Origin of the sequence: uncultured Stenotrophomonas sp. (genome assembly GCF_963519125.1) — a bacterium.
Classification (GTDB): Bacteria; Pseudomonadota; Gammaproteobacteria; order Xanthomonadales; family Xanthomonadaceae; genus Stenotrophomonas.
Map to the genome: position 1 here is coordinate 71,047 of NZ_CAUQLJ010000005.1, position 18,035 is coordinate 89,081.

Here is an 18,035-nt window from a genome sequence, read left to right on the forward strand (position 1 = left end):
TGGCGTGTGCATGGCTTTGGATGCCCGGCGACCCAGCCCATTAAATGGCATCCGCTGCCCGCAGCGCCGGGGGTGGGATCGTGAGCGGCGCAGGATTCATTCCGCACGCGCAGTGCATGGTCGCCAGCGGCGAGTGCTTCACCCAGGGGCGCTGCCTGCAGAAGTGCAACCCGGCTGCCCTGCACGGGCTTTGCGCCGAGCAGCTGCTGATTCTGGCAGCGCAGGCGCAGCGCAAGGCTGCTGGTGACGGATCGCGCATCGCCTCCAAGATCGACCAGATGGTGCGGGACGTGCGCGGGGGTGTCCTGTGAGGACGAAGAACTCCAAGGCCCTCACCAAGGCCGAGAAAGCGCATATCGACCTGGTGAAGCGCTGCCCGTGCAGCGAAAGACCATGTGGCGCATCTACAAACTCGACGAGATCGGCGCGCTGAACGTGACGATCCGCAACGTGCTGATTCTGATGAGGGGAACCCTATGACCATGCGACTGACCTTCGGGGTCGACCCCGGCTTGACCGGCGCCATCACCACGCTGATCGACGGCGAGCCGGGCCCGTACCTGGACATGCCGACCATGGACGTGGGCGAGGGCAACGAGGTCGACGCCCGCGCCGTGGCGCCGCTGCGGGACCAGCGGCTGGCCGAGGGGAGGGCCGCAGCATGAAGGCAGCGGAGATCAAGGCGCTGTACCCGAGCGAAGCTGCGTTGTGCGCGCGGCTGATCGAGTGCCTCACCTCGACCGGCGGCTGGGTGGTTTATCCGGAAACGGCGGGCTTCGACATCCTCGCGGTGTGGGCGGCGACCGGGCACCAGCTCGGCATCGAGGCGAAGCTGCAGCTCAACTCGAAGGTGGCGGATCAGATCCTGCCGCAACTCTGGGGCGGTGCCGGCGCGCGCGGTCCTGACTTCCGAGCAGTGCTCGTGCCATGCACGACCGAGGCAAACCAGGGCATCGCACGGATGCTCGAATCGCTCGGCGTGCAGGTGCTGGTGCCGGACAGCTGCAGTAATCGTTGGAACCCGCAGCCGGGCCAGGAGATCCAGCGGGAGGTGCACCGGCAGGACCTGCGCAGCACCGCGCCGTGGGACACGGATGGCGGAGCACTACGGGAGTGGGGACAGCCCGCCTGGTTCGACTGGAACCCGGAGCAGCGTTGCGAGCTGCCCGAGATCGTGCCGCTGGTCGCCGCTGGTGTGCCGGCGCCGCTGCGCCTAACGCCCTGGAAGATCGGTGCACTGAAGGTTCTGGCCGACATCGAGCTGGACGGGTTCACCACGGCGAAGGGTGTTCGCGCCCACGGCGTCGACCCGCGCCGCTTCTGCGCATCCGACGGCTGGCTGCAGCAGCTGGGTGAGGGCCGCTGGGCACGCGGCAGCATCCCTGCCTTCGACCGGCAGCATCCCGAGGCGTACGCAGAGGTTCTGGCCACGGCGCGGGCAAAACGCGCCGAGGTAGCTGCCTGATGCGCACAAAGAACTCCAAGGCCCTCACCAAGGCTGAGCGTGCGCACATCGACCTGGTGAAGCGCTGCCCGTGCAGCGAAAGACCATGTGGCGCATCTACAAACTCGACGAGATCGGCGCGCTGAACGTGACGATCCGCAACGTGCTGATTCTGATGAGGGGAACCCTATGACCATGCGACTGACCTTCGGGATCGACCCGGGCCTGACCGGCGCCATCTTCGCGCTGGTCGACGGCGAGCCCGGCGCGCACCTGGATATGCCCACGATGGACGTGGACGGCTGGGGCGAGATCGATGCGCGCGCGGTGGTGCTGTTCATCCGCGAGCAGCGCGCCGCACACCCCGGGGCCTATGTCTCTGCCTGCATCGAGAAGGTGGGGGCCATGCCCATCGACGGCAAAACCAGCGCCTTCCGTTTCGGGCAGATGGCCGGGAAGCTGCAGGCGGTGTTCGAAGTGCTCGGCATCCCCACCACCCGCGCCATTCCGGCGGTTTGGAAAGGGTCGTTCGGCCTTCTGAAGCAACCCAAGGACGCAGGCCGCGTCTTGGCTTGTGCCCGATTCCCCAGTGCACAGCCCAACCTCAAGCGGAAGAAGGACAACGGCCGCTCTGACGCGTTGCTGATCGCCTTGTGGCACGAAAACACCCAGCTCGGCAGCGACGTGATGGGGCTGCAGGCGGACGAAGTTCGCACCGGCATGGATGGCCTGGCCAGTGCGGCGCCGAGCAAGCCGCGCCCGCGAGGGCACGTCCAGGCATGACCGCAGCCCGGCTCAAAACCGTTGATCGACCCCGGCGGTCGGCCAGTATGGACAAGGCGCCTCACCGCCAGTTCCATCGGCCGGCCCTGCCTGTCGGGGTGGTGACGGTGCGAGCCGACGTGCAGCGGGTCGCCGAGCGAGCGCTGGCCAAGGTGAAGGAGGTCCGCCGGGCCAGGAGCTGCGGGACGCTGGTGTTCGCCGCTCCGGACGGCCGGGTCTTTGCCCTGCGCAGCGAGTCGGTGAGCGCGGACACGATGGTCATGTCCCACCCGGAGTGGTTCGTCTGCTCCTACGCCGGCAGGTTCACCAACGGCAACAGCGCGGCGTGCCCGACCCAGCAGGACATAGCCGACGACCTGGTGTTCCACTTCGAGGCCATGGGGCGCGAACTGGGCGACGTGCCGGAGCAGCTGGACATGTGGGGCTTCCACGGTGCCTTCGCTGAGGCGCTGTGCCAGCTGGCCAGGATCCACGGCCGCCGCCGGCAGTACATGGCAGCCGCCTGGCTCCGTTGATCCATCTGGCCGCGAGCGCGTAATAGCGCCATGAGCGACCGCCAGACGCCCGAATCCCGACTGCATGCCATGACTGACCTCCACGCTTCGATCGTGCGGGCCGATGGCAGCGTCGGTGGAATTGACCCCCGGCCGATTCCTGGCTGGCAGAACCACGACGGAAGCGCCACCCGGGGCGCGCAGTACCGGGACGACCAGCCGGCAGGTGTCGACAACAGCCAGCAGGCAGCACAGGGTTGCCGCGTTGCGGCGGGCGCGTTCGGTAGGCGCGCTGACACTTGCCCCCTGGGAACTGCCGATCTCACAACCCCCGAGAAGTTGAGGCAGGCAAGGCTGCTGGCTCTGTGGTGCTGGCACGAAGAGGATATCGCTACGATATTGGGCGTAACCCTCGCCGAGCTTGCCTGCGCAGCGTGGGAGAGCTACGAGCTGCTCGCCGCGCTCACCCCATCGGACGATGAGCGGGAAGCCTACCGGCTCCAGAGGACTGATGCTTCCGCCCGCCGGGCGGCATCCCGCAGGGAACATCGCGCCACCAACCCGTCAGTGCGAATCCGCAACGCAGTAGCTGCACGGCTGTGGGCGGCGCTGAAGGGCAGGTCGGATGGTGCATTGTTCAGCCGACTGGGCTACTCGGCCGAAGACCTGATGAGCCACCTGCAGGCGCAGTTCACCCCCGGCATGAGCTGGGAGAACTACGGCCAGTGGCATGTAGACCACATCAAACCATGCGCCTGGTACGACCACACCGACCCCGCCCAGTTCCGAGAATGCTGGGCGCTGAGCAACCTGCAGCCGCTATGGGCGGCGGACAACCTTCGGAAGGGTGCCCGGGCATGGGAGAGCTGACCCCCAAGCAGGAGGGTTTCTGCCAGCGCTACCTCGAGACCGGCAACGCCAGTGAGGCTTACCGCCTCTGCTACAACGCCTCGAACGCCAAGCCGGAGACCATCAACCGCTCGGCCAAGGAACTGCTGGACAACCCCAAGATAGCCGCAAGGCTCGCTGAGCTGCGGGCTGTTGCGCTGGTCGGCCACTCCGTGACCATGGCCAGCCTGCTGCAGGAGCTGGAAGAGGCTCGCATCGTCGCCAAGCGGAAGCGGCAAGGAGCCGCGATGGTCCAGGCCACGATGGGCAAGGCGAAGCTGGCCGGCCTCGAAAAGGGCGTGGAACCCGCTGAGACGCCAGTCCCCACGTCGGTGAAGGTCGAGATCATCAGCGGGCGGAAGAATGCCAACGCTCAATGAGCCGCAAGCCGAGTTCCTGGCGCTGCCGCACAAGTTCCGCGCCTTCGTGGGTGGGTTCGGCTCCGGGAAGACTTGGGTAGGGTGCGGCTCCCTGTGTCAGCACGCCTGGGAATTCCCTCGCATCCCGGCTGGCTACTTCGCCCCGAGCTACCCCCAGATCCGCGACATCTTCTACCCGACCGTGGAGGAAGTGGCCTTCGACTGGGGGCTGCGGGCGCAGATCAACCAGTCGAACAAGGAAGTGCACCTGTATGCCGGCAGGCAGTACCGCAGCACGGTGATCTGCCGGTCGATGGACAAGCCGGCAAGCATTGTGGGCTTCAAGGTCGGCAAGGCCCTGGTTGATGAGATCGACACGCTGAAGAAGAAAAAGGCCCACGAGGCCTGGCGCAAGATCATCGCCCGCCTGCGCGTGAAGGCCCCCGGGCTGCAGAACGGCATCGATGTGACGACCACGCCAGAGGGGTTCAACTTCGTCTACGAGCAGTTCGAGCAGATCCCCGGGAGCGACCTGAAGAAGGCCGCGCTGTACGGCAAGGTGCATGCCAGCACGTACGACAACGAGGCGTTCCTCCCCGAGGACTACATCGAATCCCTGTTCGAGACGTACCCGGAGCAGCTGGTCCTGGCGTACATCCGGGGGCTGTTCGTCAACCTGACCACGGGTTCGGTCTACGGCGCCTTCAGCCGGAAGCTCAACGGCACCACGGCCACGATTGCCGTTGGCGAGGCGCTGCACGTCGGCATGGACTTCAACGTGATGAACATGACCGCGGTGATCTGCGTGATCCGCAACGACCAGCCGATGGCGCTGGAAGAGCTGACCGGGATCCGTGACACCCCGGCCATGATCACTGCGCTGCGGGAGCGATTCCCCGACAACCGCATCACGGTCTACCCCGATGCCAGCGGCGGCAGCGCGCACACCAACAACGCCAGCGTCTCCGACCTGGGCCTGCTCCGCGCTGCAGGGTTCACCGTCCGTGTCGCTGGCGCAAACCCCCGCATCCGCGCGCGCGTGGTCAGCGTCAACGCCATGATCTGCAACGCCAAGGGCAAACGCCGGCTGCTGGTGAACCCGTACGGCTGCCCGAAGACCACCGAGGCGCTGGAGAAGCAGGCCTACGACGAGAACGGCATGCCTGACAAAACCACCGGCTTCGACCATCCGCCGGACGCTCTGGGCTACTTCATCCACACCAGGTTCCCGGCCGTGGCCAGCGCCCGCGAGCGTCCATCCGTTGAACGGAGTGCCCCCCTGGTGCCCCATACCCGCAGGTGGCTGGAATCCCAGCCCGACGATGCAAACGACGTAGCAGCCCGTAGGAGAAACAACCTGTGACGCCCGAAACCAACGACTTTGCCTTCGTGGAAGTGCTGGACGCTGACGCGGCGGCCGAGCAGGCCAGGGCAGCTGAGGCCAACCGCATCCTGCAGGAAGAGGCCGACGTCGGCGCCTGGCTGAAACGGATCGACGAGGCCCGCGAGTTCGACAAGGCCGCACGCAAGGGCTACGCGATCGACCGTCGGTACTGCGAGGACAGCGTGGACCCGGAGGTCTACGACGTGTCGGTGCCGATCGCCGGCACCTACGTGAACATCCTCACCGGCTTCCTGTACACCCGTGACCCCGAGACCAGCGTTCAGCCCGCCGAGAGCGCCGGGCCCAGCCGCGTGGAAGACGCGAAGATGCTATCGCGCACGCTGGAGATCGTGATCGCCAACCTCTGGAAGCGGGGAAAGCTGAAGGCCGCCGCTGACCAGATGGTGCGCTCCGGCCTGACCATCGGCATCGGCTGGATGAAAGCGGCCTGGCACCGCGAGACCGAGCGCGACCCGGCCGCCGACCGGCAGATCAGCACGCTCCGCACGCAGATCGCCCAGCTGCAGGCGACCGAGCGGCAGCTGGCCGAGGGTGACGCGCCGAACCCTGACGAGCTGCGCGCGCAGTACGAGCAGCAGCTGGCCGGCCTGGAAGACAACGTCGAGCAGGTCATCTACAGCGGGCTCTGCATCGACTTCGTGCGTGGCGACGACATGCAGGTCGCCATTCAGTGCCCGACGCTGAAGGACTACGTGACCAGCCCGTGGATCGTGCAGCGCATCTTCCGCCCGATCGAGAAGGCCAAGGCCGAGTACCCGGATGTCGCTGACCGGCTGTCCAGCGCGACCCTGTACTACAACGTCCGGCCATCGGACGCCGAGAAGCGGGCAGGGCAGGTGTCCGACACCGACGCTGACGCCTACTCGACCGCCGGCAGCCCGCGCACCACCAACGAGAGCGCCGCGGCGAACGTCTGCATCTGGGAGCTGTGGAACCGCGAGACGGGGCAGGTGCTGACCTTGGCCTCTGGCCTGAAGCGCTACCTGCGCGCACCGTTCACCCCGGACCAGAAGTCGACCAGGTTCTACCCGTTCTTCCAGTGGGCGCCGCTGTGGGTTGACGGCCGCCGTCACCCGCAGTCGCTGGTGGACCGTTCGCGCTCGCTGCTGGATGAGTACAACCGCACCCGTACCAACTACCGCGAGCACCGCCGCCGCGCCATCCCGAAGCTGGGCTTCGACAACGGGGCAGTGGAGCCGGAAGAGGCCGACAAGATGAAGGCCGGCGCGGTCGGGGAAATGATCGGGCTGAACCTCAGCGGCGGTTCGCCGAACACTGTCCTCTTCCCGATCCAGTACAACCAGATCGACCCAGCGCTGTACGACACCGCGACCATTCGTTCCGAACTGGAGCTGATCTGGGGCATCCAGGAGGCGCTGTCGTCGACCATCACCGTGGCCAAGACCGCCACCGAGGCCGACATCCAGGATCGCGGCACCGAGTCACGCATCGGCTACCAGCGCGACACTCTGGACGAGACGCTCAGCGACCTGTCGGTCTATACCGCCGAGGTGTCGATGTCGCCGAACGGGCTGACGCATGACGACGTTGTGGCCATTGCCGGGCCGGAAGCCTTCTGGGTCACCACTGGCGACCTGGGCATGGTTGAAGCGCTGGTGGCAGTGGACATCCGCGCCGGATCGTCGGGCAAGCCGGCCACGGCCATGAAGCAGCAGCAGTGGTCGGTGCTCCTGCCGCAGCTGCAGCAGGCGGTGATGCAGATTGGCCAGATGCGCGGCGCCTCGCCGCTGGACATCGCCGACAGTCTGGAACAGCTGGTGGTGGAAACCATCAAGCGCACCGGCGACACCGGCATCGACCCGTATTCGATCATCCCGCAGGCGCCGCCCATGACGCCCGCTGTGCCGGGCCTCCCTGGCCCCGACGGCCTCCCGGTGCCTGCCGCGAACGACCCCGCCGCCCTGGCGATGCAAGACCCCGGCCTGCAGCTGCCGCCCGAAGTGCTGCCACCCCAACTCCCCGCCGCCTAAACGAGGATCACCATGCCGAACCCCAACGAAGCCGCGCAGGCCGCTACGCCTGCACCCGACACCGACCAGACCGTCGCCGAACAGGTCGAAGCGCCCGCCACCGAGCAGCTGGACGCCTTCTCCGCTGGTGTGGAGGAAGCCCGCGCTGCCGAGACCGCCGACGCTGCTCCTGTCGTGCCGCCGCCGACAGATGACGCCGCCGCGGTGGTCGACCCCAGCGCTCCTGCGGCGCCGGTGGAAGGCGAGGGCGGCGATCCTGCCGCCGCGCCCGCTGCTGAGCCCAAGCCCGATGCGGCCCAGTCCGTCGACGACGAGATCAAGGACCTGGGCATCACCAACGAGCGGACCCAGAAGCGGTTCCGTGAGCTGTCCGAGCGCGCCAGCGAGGCCGAGTCGCTCCGCGAGCGCGCCGCGAAGGTCGACGGCTGGGAGGACATGGTCAAGCGCACCGGCACCACCCCGGAGCAGTTCGGCGCAGCGATGGTGTACCTGACCGACATCAACTCCGGCGACCCGGTGCGTATGGGCCGCGCCTACGACACCATGCAGGCCGAGCTGAAGTACCTGGGCGAGAAGCTGGGCCGCGAGGCGCCGGGCTTCGACCCGCTGACTGCGCATCCGGACCTGGCCGAGAAGGTGGCATCGGGTGACCTGGAGCGTGCTGCAGCAGTCGAGCTGGTCCAGCACCGCCAGCGTGGCGTGCTGCAGAACGAACAGCAGCAGAACCAGCACCGCGTCACTGCAACGCAGCAGGCCGAGCAGCAGGGCCTGCAGGCAGTGCATGAGCTGGGCCAGCAGCTGAAGGCAGACCCGCAGTTCCAGCAGAAGTTCGCCTTCCTCGCGCCGACCATCGACATCATCCAGGCCACCATGCCGCCGGCGCAGTGGGCCCCTGCTATCCAGCAGGCCTACCAGCGTCTGCCGGCCATCCCTGCTGCTGCCCCGGCCGTCGCCGCGCGCCCGAACAACCCCGCCCGCGCCAGCGCCGCGCCCGCAGTGCCGGCCACCCCGAAGAACCCGACCGACGCATTTGCCTTCGGTGTCGCGGAAGCACAGGCGCAGGGCCGATGAGCTGGCCTGTCCCGTCGAAGCTGGCCAGGGTGATCCACGCCATCCTGATCGTGCGCTACGGGATGTGGGGCTGAGCTGTAAAACCAGCGTCGCCTTTACAGGAACTTGATACCAGCCCCGGCAACCCCGGGGCTTTTTCGTGTCCGTTGCACATGGGCGGGCGGCTGGGATTCTTGCGCCTCACCCCGCAACACCCAACCGAGGCCGCCAGCTATGAACAATCGACTGCACCAGTACGACGCCAACGCCATTTCCGCTTGCGAACCGAGTGATCCGAATCAGCGCGTGTCAGAGGTGGACGAGGCCTTGGAGGAACATGCCAAGGTCCTCAGTCAGCTGTCCGAAGAGTTGATCCGCGCGCGCCAGTGCTTTCGTGCTGTTCTGCTGCCGGACGCGCCGACGGGCTGCCCCAACGACGCAAGCCCGGCTCCGATTCGCTCCCCGCTCGTCGAAGCGATCGCCGGCCAAACGCAGCTGGCCCGTTCGATTCTTATCGACCTGCGCACCCTCAACAACCGCAGCACGGTCTAAGGGATCAACATGAACGACAAAACCATCGAAGAACAGATCCAGGCCAAGGGCCTCACCGCACCGCGTGTCACCCCGGCCGACATCGAGGCGGAGATCGCCAGCGAGCACTACTTCACCGCGAAGGATGGGGCTTGCGGGTTCACGATTGCCGCAATCAACGCGCCGCCGCAGTTGGCCCTGCTGACCTTCTGTGTGCTGGTGCTGCACAACGGATTCACTGTCACCGGCGAGTCGGCCTGCGCCAGCCCGGAGAACTTCGACGCCGAGATCGGCCGCACCATCGCGCGGCAGAACGCAGTCCAGAAGGTGTGGCCGCTCCTGGGATTCCGCCTGCGCGACCAGCTCGCTGCCCGTGTGCTTACCGAAGCCGATGCCGAAGCGGACCTGGCCGGTACGCCGCGACCCGACAACCCGTCCGCAGCCTGACCCCAACAGACCCCGCTCCGGCGGGGTTTTCTTTGGTCCGTTGACAGTCCGGACCCCTGTCGCATAGTCGCCCCATCGGCAGATGCCGATACCGCGTGTGACGTAAGCCGGGTTCGCCACCGGTAGCGCTGTACTGAGGCATCGCGCCCCTCGAACGCGGAAAGACCCAAGGCCCCACGGGCCTCCTTCTTTCCCTTCGAGGCTACAACCATGCCCTTGACCACTGCCCAGCTGCTGGCTGGTGCCAACCGTCAGATGGAGTCGTACGCGGCAAACGACCCCATCGACCAGTTCTCCACCGAGCGCCCGTTCGCTTCCTGGCTGATCGCCAACAAGAAGGAATCGACCTTCGGCAACGGCATCTTCAACGAGAAGGTGCGGATCTCGAACGACTCGAACTACCAGAACTACACCGGTGACGACCAGGTCACCTACAACCGAAAGGACACCGTCCGTAAGGCGCCGTACCAGCACTACGAAGCGCACGACGGCTTCACGCTGAACGAAACCGAGCTGGCCAACAACGGCATCATCCTGACCGACGACAAGAATGCGGTCATGTCGGATGCCGAGAAGATCCAGATCGTCAACCTGCTCGACGAAAACTGGTCCGCGCTGAAGGATGGCTTCCAGGAGAACTGGGACATCGAAGTCCACCTGGACGGCTCGACCAACCCGAAGGCTGTGCCGGGACTGGACCTGCTGGTCAGCACCACGCCGAACGTGGGCGTCGTCGGCGGCATCGATGCGGCGACCTCGCCGTACTGGCGCAACTTCGCCGACATGGGCATCAGCACGGCTACCGCCGGCAACCTGATCAGCCACCTGGAAACCCTGTGGCGCCAGACCACCACCTACGGAAAGATGGGCGCGCCCAACTTCATCCTGGTGGGCGCGGCGATGTACGACGCCATCCAGGCCGATGCGCTGAAGGTGATGGCCCGCCAGATCACCGTGGGCATCAACACCACTGGCGGCATCACCGTCGACCCGTCCACCAAGGCGCTGGCCTTCAAGGGCGTGCCGGTCGTGTGGGATCCGTCCTTCGAGGCCATCGACGCCCGCCTGGGTGCGATCACCTACCCGTGGACCAAGCGCGGCTACTTCCTCAACAGCAAGACCATCACGCTGCGCCCGGTCCAGGGCCGCTGGATGGTCAAGCGCACGCCGCCGCGCGTCTACGACCGCTACACGCACTACTTCGGGCAGACCGCCGACTACGGCCTGACCATGAAGAAGCGCAACAGCAACGCGGTCTTCTCGATCGCCTGACCCACATCAGCCGGCGGGGCAGCCCCTCGCCGGCGGGAGACCTGAAATGCCGAACATCAAAAAGATTGCGGTCCCGGGCACCGTCACCGCAGGCGCTGGCGTTGCACTGAACGTCACGCCGCTGCTGGGCGGGCAGGGCCGCGAAGGCCTGCTGTACGGCCCGGCTGGTGGCCTGGGCACCGGTGTGGTGCAGCTGCAGGGCGCGCCGAAGAAGCCCGACGGCACCGCCGACACCTACGTGACCATCCAGACCCTCAACTCCGCGACCACCTTCCCGGTCGAAATCGCGGACCTGCCCGACTTCATCCGGGCCAACGTCACCACCGCGCCGGCGGCGGCCACCGAGCTGACGCTCGAAGGAGTCCAGTAATGGCCAAGGTCAAGATCCCCCACGTGCTGCTGCTGATCGACCGCGACGCCAGCACGAAGATCCCGGCCTTGGTGCCGGAGTACGAGCAGCCGATCTTGGAAGAGATCTACGGCGAGGACCTGGTGCACGAGCTGGAAGACCAGGCCAAGGACATCGAGGTCGAGGACTTCGACGCCCAGAAGGCCTTCGATGGGCTGGTGGCCAAGTACCAGCCGACGCCCGAAGGCGACCGGGCGCGCAAGTTCTTCTACCCGAAGCTGCGTGACCTGGAGAAGAAGCTGGGCATCAAGGCTGGCGCCGAAGGCAAGCAGGCGGCCAAGGGGCAGGGCAAGCAGGCGGCCAACCAGGACGCTCCGCCGGCTGCGCCGAGCCTGCTGGACGGCACCGTCGACGACATCACCGCTGGCCTGACCAGCCTGTCGGATGACGAGCTGGACGCGCTGCTGGATGAAGAAGCGGCTGGCAAGGACCGCAAGGGCGTCCACGCCGCGATCGAGGCCGAGCGCAACAAGCGCGCTGCCAACCAGTAACCCTCCGCTGGCGGCGGGGGTGGCGGCCAGCTGGGGAAACCTTGCTGGCCGTCTTTTCATCGGGAACACCCATGGCAGACCCCATCAGCTACAACTGCGCGTGCGACGACGACTACGAGCGCACCACGCTGGCCGAAATGCGGAAGCGGCTGCTGCGGCGCCTCGGCTTCTCCGCGCAGGCGGACAATCCGCCGCCTGGTATGGCCGACCTGCTCGACGACTTCATCCGGAGCGCCCAGGAGCTGCTGTTCAAGCGCTACTCGGTATTCCGCCGGGAGCGGTTCTATACCTGGAACCTGGTCGCCGGCACGCGCTTCTATGATCTGGACGCCAACGCTGACGCCTGCACGAAGCGGCTGGAGCCGCGCATGATCAGCTGGGCGGGGATCTCGCAGGGAGACGGCAGCTGGCGCCCCCTTTACTGCGGCATCGATCCGGTGATGTACACCGCGCGCGGCCCGGGCATCCCCAGCCACTACGAGATCCGGCAGTGCATCGAGCTTTGGCCTGCGCCGTCGGATACGACCTGGCAGCTGCGGATCAAAGGACAGTTCGGGCTCGAACCGCTGCAGGCCGGCACGGACTACACGACTGTGGACCCCGAGGCTATCTTCCTGCTGTCCCTGGCCAACGCCAAGGCGCACTACGGGCAGCCGGACGCCGGCAACTATGCCTCGCAGCTGCAGTCCTACGTGCGCGACCTGATCCGCGGCGGCCACATGACGCGCCGCTATTTCCCCGGGACCAGTGATCCGCGTAACGCCGTCCGCCCGATCCCTGTGGGCGGCTGGCCGGAGGGCAACCCGTGAAGCAGGAATCGCTCTCAGCGGTCAAAGCGGGCATCACCCGACTGCGCGACAAGGGCGGCGCGTCCAAGGACGCCGTCTACGACCTGGTCAATGGTTATGTCACCGCAGCGCGCACGATCAAGTCGCGCCCCGGCACCCGGATCTCCCACGCCCTGCCGCCCGGAACGAAGGGCCTGGTGTTCTTCCAGGGCAAGTTCGTCGTCTTCGCCAACGACGTCATCGCCTCCACGTCGCCAGACGTCGAAATCGAGGTGCTGCGGCACCCCACGGTGCCCGGCGCTCCGCTGAAGGAGATCCACTTCTCGATGCCGTTCCTCGGCTACCTGTACGTCGTCGCAGAGTTCGAAGGGGCGTCCGACCCGCGCTACGTGCACTACTGGTTGGAAAAGGGCGAAATCTGGCAGCCCGGCAAGACCTACTTCCCCGGTGTGCTGGTCCGCCCGACCGACGGAAACGGGCTGGCGTACCGCTTGGAGAGCGATAGGTCCGGCTACGTGCCTTGGGCTCCCAACGTGGCCAGGGCCGACGGCGATGTGGTCGTGCCAACCACCGACAACGGGTTTAAGTACACCGTGATCGAGACCACCGGTGCTTCGGCTCGTTCGGGCACCACCGAGCCGGTGTGGCCGACCAACGCCGGCGAGACCGTCTTCGAGGACGCCAATATCCAGAACGCACTCGGCACCAACACCACCGACACGCCTGCGGTCCCGCCGGACGTGAAAGACCGCTACGGCTCGGGGAACACCTGATGGCAGTCCCACTCTGGCAACCCGGCACCCTCTACCAGCCTGGCGACATCGTTCAGCCCATCACCGCGCCGTCGCCGACCGCAGCGCAGGTCGAGAATGGCGACTTCGCCGCTGGCAACGTCAACTGGGACTTTACGGGCGGCGCGGAGTTCTCCACCACCGGTGGATATTCCGGAAACGGCAACTGCGTGCGCATGCCCGGCAACGTAGCCGACGGCCTGGCACTGAACCGCACACAGCTGGTCGTGCCCAGCACCGGTAGCACGTTCGAAGCCACCGCGATGATCAACCAGGGCGCCTCGATCGCGGGCGCCACTCGCGGCTGGGTGGAGGTGCGCTGGTACGACATCGACGATGTCCAGATCGCGCTGGAGCGCGGCAACGTCGTTAGCGACGGGAGCGGCGGCGCCTGGCACCAGTCCAAGGTCACCGCCACCCGCCCTGCAGGTGCGGCCTACGCGCGCGCAGGCATCGCGCTGTTCTCGGTTGCGGACCACAACCACCCAATCTGGGGCGACAACCTTTCCGTGTCGGGAACGTTCGCCGGGCTGCCCGATGGGCTGGTTTACAAGGCTGTGCAGCCGGAATCAGGCTTCTCGGCGCCAGACGAGCCGGCCTGGCCGCCCATCCTCGGCCAGCAGGTCATCGATAACGAGGTCATCTGGGAGGCGGTGGCATCGACGCGCGTCACCTGGGAGGCTTCGCCGCTGTACGTGAGCGGCGACACGGAACCGGTGTGGCCCACCGACATCGGCGGCTTCGTCAAGGACGGCACGATCAACTGGAAGACCGTGTCGCGGCGGGTGGAGGACGAGAACTGCCCGGATTCAAACATTGTGGTCATAGGGGCCAGCAAGGTGTTTGCCGGTGACGACGACATCGTGCGGTATAGCGCCACAGTGAACCCCTTGGACTGGACCAGCACGGATGACGCGGGGTACCTGCCAACGGGTCTGCAGAACTACGGCGCGAATCCGGTCTCTGCGATGGGCCTGTACCGCGGCAACCTGGTGGTGTTCAACTCCGAAGCCTTCCAGCTCTGGCAGATCGACGAAGACCCGGCCAGCATGGCCTTCATCGACGCGCTGCCGCTCGGCAGCACCCAGCATCGTTCCATCGCCCCGGTGTCGAACGACCTGTTGTTCCTGGCCTCGCAGGGCATTCGCTCCATCGGCATCGCAGCGAGCTCGACGAACTACCAGGCTGGCGACGTTGGCATGCCGATCGACCCGCTGGTTGACGGCCTCATGCGGGAAGTCGGCACGTCCGGCACGAAGCCAAAGGGGCTGTATCAGCCCGCAGCCGGACAATACATGCTGATTTTCCGGGGGACCGGCGACGTTCGCCCATCCAACCTTCTGCTGCAGGAGAACGGCGATCCGATCCTGCAGGAATCCTTCGACTACATCCACCTGGAGCCATAACGATGGCCGATTCTCCTATCTCCGCTCTGCCGCAAGCAGGAGCTGTCACTGGCGCCGAGCTGCTGGCATTGGTCCAAGGTGGCATCACCTGTAAGGCGACGCTGCTTCAGGCCCTGGCCATTCTCTCGACTCGCTGCGTGTGGGACAGGAATGTCTTCAACAACTCCATGGGAGGCGTAATCAGTAATGGAGGCCTGACCCATACAGCTACCAACTCCGGCATCGGCAACATGGTTTTGGCCAGCCGAGCAAATTCCACTGGGAAGCGGTACTTCGAAGTAAGGATGGATGTCGTGACGGGCGCTGGGACGCCGACCGTTGGAGTTGCGCAGTCGAACGCCAGCTCTGCGCAAGTTGGGCAGGGTCCCGTGGTGAGCACCAACCGCAACTCGGACTGGGGGTTGCTGGCCAACTCGGGGAACAAGTACGGGCAGGGCACCTCCACAGCGTATGGAACGGCGCTTGTCGCAAACGATGTTCTGATGGTCGCTGTCGACCTCGATGCCGACCTGATCTGGTGGGGAAAGAACGGCACCTGGTTCGCCTCTGGGAATCCAGCAGCGGGGACGGGCGCGGCCTTCAACACCGTTCAGGACGCGGTCTACCCGGCCATCACGAACTCGGCTGGCTCAAAGGCCACGGCCAACTTTGCCGGACCCTTCCAGTACGCGCCGCCCGCCGGGTTCACGGCCTGGGACGCCTGATGAAGTCCTCGACGATCCTGGTGTACTCGATCAGCGCCACCGGTCAGGTTGGCGCCTGGTCGCGCTACACCATCGCGCTGAACATCGATGAATGGTGCATCGCCGGGGACGACCTGTACCTGCGGTCCGGCGATTACATCCACGTGTTTGACGAGGATGAGGTGGGGGATGAGACATCCCCCGGCATCGTCGGTCCGTTTAAGGGCGAGATCCAGTGGTCCTGGCTCGACTTCGGCCAGCCCGGCGTGACCAAGAACCTATATGGCTTCGATATCGTCGGCATCAGTGACGTGGCGGTGTCCTTTGGCTATGACCAGAGCAACGGCGGCTACTTCACCACCCCGTATACCGTGCCGGCCGACACGGTGCCGGGTATGGTCATCCCGATGCCGCTGTCGGCGCCGTCGTTCTCCGTCCGCCTGACCTACGACGGTACCGAAAAGTGGCAGTGGAACGCTTTCAGCCTGTACCTGCAGGACCTGCGGGGCATGTCGTGAATCCGTTGAACGCCAGGCCTGCGCTGGAAGAATCTGCCCATGCAGAAAGCGCACCTGCCTTCCAATGTCATCCCATGCCGGCCGGTTCACCTTCTGGCGCTGGCCGAGGTCATGCGCAAAACCGAGCAGGCACAGCTGCTGGCGGTGCTGGGGACCGCCGAGTACGAGCCGGACACAGCCGCGCACTGGCTGATCAACACCTGGGCGCAGTCGGCGCCCTTCGCGCTGACCGTGGTGGGGAGGGACGGCATGCCGGCAGCTGCAGGCGGCTTCCATCCGGTGGCACCGGGCGTGTGGCAGTCGTGGATGGTCGGCTCCGAAGCGGGCTGGGCCGAGCAGTGGCGCGCAATGACCAAGGCCACCCGCTGGCTGATCGATTCGCTCCTGGCCACGCAGGCGCACCGGGTGCAGACCAGCGCGCTGACGACGCGGGAGAAGGCTATCGAGTGGTTCGAGCGGTCCCTGGGCATGCGGGCAGAGGGTGTGGCGCGCGGCTACGGCATCAGGGGCGAGGACATCGCCCACTTTTCCAGATTGCGGGGTGAATGATGGGCGGCGGAAGCAACGGCTCAGCCACGAAGGCGGCGCAGGAGGAATCTTGGCGCCAGAACAACATCGATCAGGCCGTCAACCAGATCAACGGGATCTACAACGGTGCTGCGCGCAAGGCAGAGATCGACGACTTCCTGGCGGCGACGCGGTCGTTCTACTCGAAGGAGCTGGAGCGGCAGAAGGGCGTGGCCGACCGCAGCCTGCGGTTTGCCATGGCGCGCAACGGGCTGACCGGCGGCAGCGCCTCGATCGACGCCAACCGCACCCTGGGCGAGAACTACCAGTCCGGCATCCTGAGCGCTGACCGCCTGGCCCAGCAGGCTGCCGCAGACCTGCGCACTGCGGACGACACCTCCCGCATGAACCTGATCTCGCAGGCCAGCACCGGCATGGGCCTCACCAGCGGCGCGCAGCAGGCCGCGCAGGCAATGCAGGCCAACCTCGAGAGCGGGCGCGGTGCGATGAAGGCCGACGCCTTGGGCGACGTCTTCGGCGGTCTGGCCAACATCTACACCAACTCCAAGAACATGGCCGACGAGCGCCGCGGTAGCCGCGCCTACGGTCTGATCTATCAGCCCGGGTTCGGCGCTGGGGCAGGTGGGCGATGAGCCTGGACGCTCCCACCGCGCTGGTGGTGTTGGACGCGCTGATGGCGCCGATCAGCAACCCGTCTCTAGCCGATATCCAGCGCCTGCAGGAGGCCACGGCGCAGCTGCCGCAGGTCGACTTGCCGGTGGAGCACACCTTCCTGCCTGGCCAGTACGTGCGCACGCTGCGGATGCCGGCCGGCGCGCTGGTGGTGGGCAAGCGTCACCGCCACCGGCACGCCCTGATCGTCACCGGCCACGTCACTGTGCGCACCGAGGCCGGCATGGTCGAGCTGCACGGTACACACGTAATCGACTCGCAGCCCGGCATGAAGCGGGCCATCTACGCACATGAGGAAAGCGTGCTGATCACCTCGCACCTGACCGAAGAAACCGACCTCGAGCGCATCGAGGCCTACGTAATCATGCCGGACGACGCGGTTCTGGAAATCGAAGGGGAAGCGAAATGACCTGGGTAGCTACTGCAGTCGTGCTCATCGGCGCCGCCGCGAATCAATACAACACCCACCAGACCCAGAAGCGGCAGGACAACGAGCTTGGCCTGCAGATCCAGCAGCGCGCCGCGCGGCAGAACGAGGCCGACAAGGAGGTGATGAAGACCATCGCCGACCGGGCTGCCAGCGACGGCGACGCCGGCCGGTCTTCGATGCTGGACCAGTACATGAACCAGGTGCGGTCGGCGCAGGGCTCGGCTACTTCTGGGCTGCGGCAGGTTGGCGGCGTGTCCGAAGCCTACCGCCAGGCTGCAAACGACGCCGCGCTTGGGATCAGCGACTACGCCGGCGACACCGCCAGCCTGATGAGCCGGATCGACGCACCGGTGCGGCAGCGGCAGGGCGAGGCGCAGCAGAACGCGCAGCTCAGCACCGCGCTGAGCCTGATCGGCAATCGTTCCGCCGGGCAGGACTTCCTGTCCAACCTGCGCCTGCAGGGGATCCGCCGCAATCCGGGGCTCGATGCCTTCGTGCAGGTGGCCAATGCCTATGCCGGCGCCGCTGGTGGTGGCGGGGGAGGTGGGGCGAACACCTCGGGCCTTTCGAGCCAGGCCAACGGCATCACGGCGGCGAACAACGGCACCATCTTCAACAACTCGCAGCAGCGCTGGGGCTACTGACATGGCAGACC

The 18,035-nt window shown here is 66.3% G+C and carries 24 protein-coding genes; all 24 read left to right on the plus strand.

The window, feature by feature from the left end:
- Positions 1-44 precede the first annotated feature (44 nt).
- The 24 genes from RYM47_RS05735 (at position 45) to RYM47_RS05850 (ending at position 18,024) form a co-directional block, all read left to right on the plus strand.
- Positions 45-311, plus strand: coding sequence for a hypothetical protein (locus tag RYM47_RS05735; protein WP_315386588.1), 267 nt, complete (start codon positions 45-47; stop codon positions 309-311).
- Between the two features lie 165 nt (positions 312-476).
- Positions 477-665: a hypothetical protein gene (locus tag RYM47_RS05740; protein WP_315386589.1), complete on the plus strand. Its 189-nt coding sequence runs from the start codon at positions 477-479 to the stop codon at positions 663-665.
- Positions 662-1,465, plus strand: coding sequence for a hypothetical protein (locus RYM47_RS05745; RefSeq protein WP_315386590.1), 804 nt, complete (start codon positions 662-664; stop codon positions 1,463-1,465). Before RYM47_RS05740 ends, RYM47_RS05745 begins: the two co-directional genes overlap by 4 nt.
- 168 nt (positions 1,466-1,633) lie before the next feature.
- Complete coding sequence (locus RYM47_RS05750) at positions 1,634-2,227, plus strand: hypothetical protein (RefSeq protein ID WP_315386591.1); 594 nt, start codon at positions 1,634-1,636, stop codon at positions 2,225-2,227.
- 47 nt (positions 2,228-2,274) lie between these two features.
- Positions 2,275-2,742: a hypothetical protein gene (locus tag RYM47_RS05755; protein WP_315386592.1), complete on the plus strand. Its 468-nt coding sequence runs from the start codon at positions 2,275-2,277 to the stop codon at positions 2,740-2,742.
- A gap of 30 nt (positions 2,743-2,772) precedes the next feature.
- A complete protein-coding gene (locus RYM47_RS05760) occupies positions 2,773-3,591 on the plus strand; it encodes a hypothetical protein (protein ID WP_315386593.1) in 819 nt (272 codons plus the stop codon).
- Entirely contained in the window at positions 3,579-3,989 is a 411-nt protein-coding gene (locus RYM47_RS05765) for a terminase small subunit (protein ID WP_315386594.1), read from the plus strand. The genes RYM47_RS05760 and RYM47_RS05765 overlap by 13 nt, the downstream gene beginning before the upstream one ends.
- Complete coding sequence (locus RYM47_RS05770; RefSeq protein ID WP_315386595.1) at positions 3,973-5,331, plus strand: phage terminase large subunit; 1,359 nt, start codon at positions 3,973-3,975, stop codon at positions 5,329-5,331. The genes RYM47_RS05765 and RYM47_RS05770 overlap by 17 nt, the downstream gene beginning before the upstream one ends.
- Entirely contained in the window at positions 5,328-7,364 is a 2,037-nt protein-coding gene (locus tag RYM47_RS05775; RefSeq protein WP_315386596.1) for a hypothetical protein, read from the plus strand. Before RYM47_RS05770 ends, RYM47_RS05775 begins: the two co-directional genes overlap by 4 nt.
- A 12-nt stretch (positions 7,365-7,376) precedes the next feature.
- The gene (locus RYM47_RS05780; RefSeq protein ID WP_315386597.1) at positions 7,377-8,435 is read left to right on the plus strand and encodes a hypothetical protein; all 1,059 of its coding nucleotides are present in this window, start codon (positions 7,377-7,379) and stop codon (positions 8,433-8,435) included.
- A 213-nt stretch (positions 8,436-8,648) separates the two neighbouring features.
- On the plus strand, positions 8,649-8,966 hold the full coding sequence (locus tag RYM47_RS05785) for a hypothetical protein (protein ID WP_315386598.1): 318 nt from the start codon (positions 8,649-8,651) through the stop codon (positions 8,964-8,966).
- 9 nt (positions 8,967-8,975) lie between these two features.
- Positions 8,976-9,392 carry a Gp49 family protein gene (locus tag RYM47_RS05790; protein ID WP_315386599.1) on the plus strand — a complete coding sequence of 139 codons (417 nt, stop codon included), beginning with the start codon at positions 8,976-8,978 and terminating at the stop codon, positions 9,390-9,392.
- A 210-nt stretch (positions 9,393-9,602) separates the two neighbouring features.
- Positions 9,603-10,664: a phage major capsid protein gene (locus RYM47_RS05795; RefSeq protein WP_102945302.1), complete on the plus strand. Its 1,062-nt coding sequence runs from the start codon at positions 9,603-9,605 to the stop codon at positions 10,662-10,664.
- A gap of 46 nt (positions 10,665-10,710) precedes the next feature.
- Positions 10,711-11,034 (plus strand): hypothetical protein, encoded by a 324-nt coding sequence (locus tag RYM47_RS05800; protein ID WP_315386600.1) that lies wholly within the window; start codon positions 10,711-10,713, stop codon positions 11,032-11,034.
- The gene (locus tag RYM47_RS05805; RefSeq protein WP_315386601.1) at positions 11,034-11,564 is read left to right on the plus strand and encodes a hypothetical protein; all 531 of its coding nucleotides are present in this window, start codon (positions 11,034-11,036) and stop codon (positions 11,562-11,564) included. Before RYM47_RS05800 ends, RYM47_RS05805 begins: the two co-directional genes overlap by 1 nt.
- 71 nt (positions 11,565-11,635) lie before the next feature.
- Positions 11,636-12,373: a hypothetical protein gene (locus tag RYM47_RS05810; RefSeq protein WP_315386602.1), complete on the plus strand. Its 738-nt coding sequence runs from the start codon at positions 11,636-11,638 to the stop codon at positions 12,371-12,373.
- Positions 12,370-13,125, plus strand: a complete 756-nt coding sequence (locus tag RYM47_RS05815) for a hypothetical protein (protein WP_315386603.1) — start codon at positions 12,370-12,372, stop codon at positions 13,123-13,125. Before RYM47_RS05810 ends, RYM47_RS05815 begins: the two co-directional genes overlap by 4 nt.
- The gene (locus tag RYM47_RS05820) at positions 13,125-14,549 is read left to right on the plus strand and encodes a hypothetical protein (RefSeq protein WP_315386604.1); all 1,425 of its coding nucleotides are present in this window, start codon (positions 13,125-13,127) and stop codon (positions 14,547-14,549) included. The genes RYM47_RS05815 and RYM47_RS05820 overlap by 1 nt, the downstream gene beginning before the upstream one ends.
- Positions 14,550-14,551: 2 nt before the next feature.
- A complete protein-coding gene (locus tag RYM47_RS05825) occupies positions 14,552-15,253 on the plus strand; it encodes an SPRY domain-containing protein (protein WP_315386605.1) in 702 nt (233 codons plus the stop codon).
- Positions 15,253-15,750 (plus strand): hypothetical protein, encoded by a 498-nt coding sequence (locus RYM47_RS05830; protein ID WP_102945308.1) that lies wholly within the window; start codon positions 15,253-15,255, stop codon positions 15,748-15,750. Before RYM47_RS05825 ends, RYM47_RS05830 begins: the two co-directional genes overlap by 1 nt.
- Positions 15,751-15,789: 39 nt before the next feature.
- The gene (locus RYM47_RS05835; protein ID WP_315386606.1) at positions 15,790-16,299 is read left to right on the plus strand and encodes a hypothetical protein; all 510 of its coding nucleotides are present in this window, start codon (positions 15,790-15,792) and stop codon (positions 16,297-16,299) included.
- Positions 16,299-16,910, plus strand: a complete 612-nt coding sequence (locus tag RYM47_RS05840; RefSeq protein ID WP_315386607.1) for a hypothetical protein — start codon at positions 16,299-16,301, stop codon at positions 16,908-16,910. Before RYM47_RS05835 ends, RYM47_RS05840 begins: the two co-directional genes overlap by 1 nt.
- A complete protein-coding gene (locus tag RYM47_RS05845) occupies positions 16,907-17,359 on the plus strand; it encodes a hypothetical protein (protein ID WP_315386608.1) in 453 nt (150 codons plus the stop codon). The genes RYM47_RS05840 and RYM47_RS05845 overlap by 4 nt, the downstream gene beginning before the upstream one ends.
- Positions 17,356-18,024 carry a hypothetical protein gene (locus tag RYM47_RS05850; protein WP_315386609.1) on the plus strand — a complete coding sequence of 223 codons (669 nt, stop codon included), beginning with the start codon at positions 17,356-17,358 and terminating at the stop codon, positions 18,022-18,024. The genes RYM47_RS05845 and RYM47_RS05850 overlap by 4 nt, the downstream gene beginning before the upstream one ends.
- The last annotated feature ends 11 nt before the right edge of the window (positions 18,025-18,035 follow it).

Excerpts from the sequence above, each read along its gene's own strand:
- RYM47_RS05735 (WP_315386588.1), top strand. The coding sequence starts at position 45 with ATGGCATCCGCTGCCCGCAGCGCCGGGGGTGGGATCGTGAGCGGCGCA.
- RYM47_RS05740 (WP_315386589.1), top strand. The coding sequence starts at position 477 with ATGACCATGCGACTGACCTTCGGGGTCGACCCCGGCTTGACCGGCGCC.
- RYM47_RS05745 (WP_315386590.1), top strand. The coding sequence starts at position 662 with ATGAAGGCAGCGGAGATCAAGGCGCTGTACCCGAGCGAAGCTGCGTTG.
- RYM47_RS05750 (WP_315386591.1), top strand. The coding sequence starts at position 1,634 with ATGACCATGCGACTGACCTTCGGGATCGACCCGGGCCTGACCGGCGCC.
- RYM47_RS05755 (WP_315386592.1), top strand. The coding sequence starts at position 2,275 with ATGGACAAGGCGCCTCACCGCCAGTTCCATCGGCCGGCCCTGCCTGTC.
- RYM47_RS05760 (WP_315386593.1), top strand. The coding sequence starts at position 2,773 with ATGAGCGACCGCCAGACGCCCGAATCCCGACTGCATGCCATGACTGAC.
- RYM47_RS05765 (WP_315386594.1), top strand. The coding sequence starts at position 3,579 with ATGGGAGAGCTGACCCCCAAGCAGGAGGGTTTCTGCCAGCGCTACCTC.
- RYM47_RS05770 (WP_315386595.1), top strand. The coding sequence starts at position 3,973 with ATGCCAACGCTCAATGAGCCGCAAGCCGAGTTCCTGGCGCTGCCGCAC.
- RYM47_RS05780 (WP_315386597.1), top strand. The coding sequence starts at position 7,377 with ATGCCGAACCCCAACGAAGCCGCGCAGGCCGCTACGCCTGCACCCGAC.
- RYM47_RS05785 (WP_315386598.1), top strand. The coding sequence starts at position 8,649 with ATGAACAATCGACTGCACCAGTACGACGCCAACGCCATTTCCGCTTGC.
- RYM47_RS05790 (WP_315386599.1), top strand. The coding sequence starts at position 8,976 with ATGAACGACAAAACCATCGAAGAACAGATCCAGGCCAAGGGCCTCACC.
- RYM47_RS05795 (WP_102945302.1), top strand. The coding sequence starts at position 9,603 with ATGCCCTTGACCACTGCCCAGCTGCTGGCTGGTGCCAACCGTCAGATG.
- RYM47_RS05800 (WP_315386600.1), top strand. The coding sequence starts at position 10,711 with ATGCCGAACATCAAAAAGATTGCGGTCCCGGGCACCGTCACCGCAGGC.
- RYM47_RS05805 (WP_315386601.1), top strand. The coding sequence starts at position 11,034 with ATGGCCAAGGTCAAGATCCCCCACGTGCTGCTGCTGATCGACCGCGAC.
- RYM47_RS05810 (WP_315386602.1), top strand. The coding sequence starts at position 11,636 with ATGGCAGACCCCATCAGCTACAACTGCGCGTGCGACGACGACTACGAG.
- RYM47_RS05820 (WP_315386604.1), top strand. The coding sequence starts at position 13,125 with ATGGCAGTCCCACTCTGGCAACCCGGCACCCTCTACCAGCCTGGCGAC.
- RYM47_RS05825 (WP_315386605.1), top strand. The coding sequence starts at position 14,552 with ATGGCCGATTCTCCTATCTCCGCTCTGCCGCAAGCAGGAGCTGTCACT.
- RYM47_RS05830 (WP_102945308.1), top strand. The coding sequence starts at position 15,253 with ATGAAGTCCTCGACGATCCTGGTGTACTCGATCAGCGCCACCGGTCAG.
- RYM47_RS05835 (WP_315386606.1), top strand. The coding sequence starts at position 15,790 with ATGCAGAAAGCGCACCTGCCTTCCAATGTCATCCCATGCCGGCCGGTT.
- RYM47_RS05840 (WP_315386607.1), top strand. The coding sequence starts at position 16,299 with ATGGGCGGCGGAAGCAACGGCTCAGCCACGAAGGCGGCGCAGGAGGAA.
- RYM47_RS05845 (WP_315386608.1), top strand. The coding sequence starts at position 16,907 with ATGAGCCTGGACGCTCCCACCGCGCTGGTGGTGTTGGACGCGCTGATG.
- RYM47_RS05850 (WP_315386609.1), top strand. The coding sequence starts at position 17,356 with ATGACCTGGGTAGCTACTGCAGTCGTGCTCATCGGCGCCGCCGCGAAT.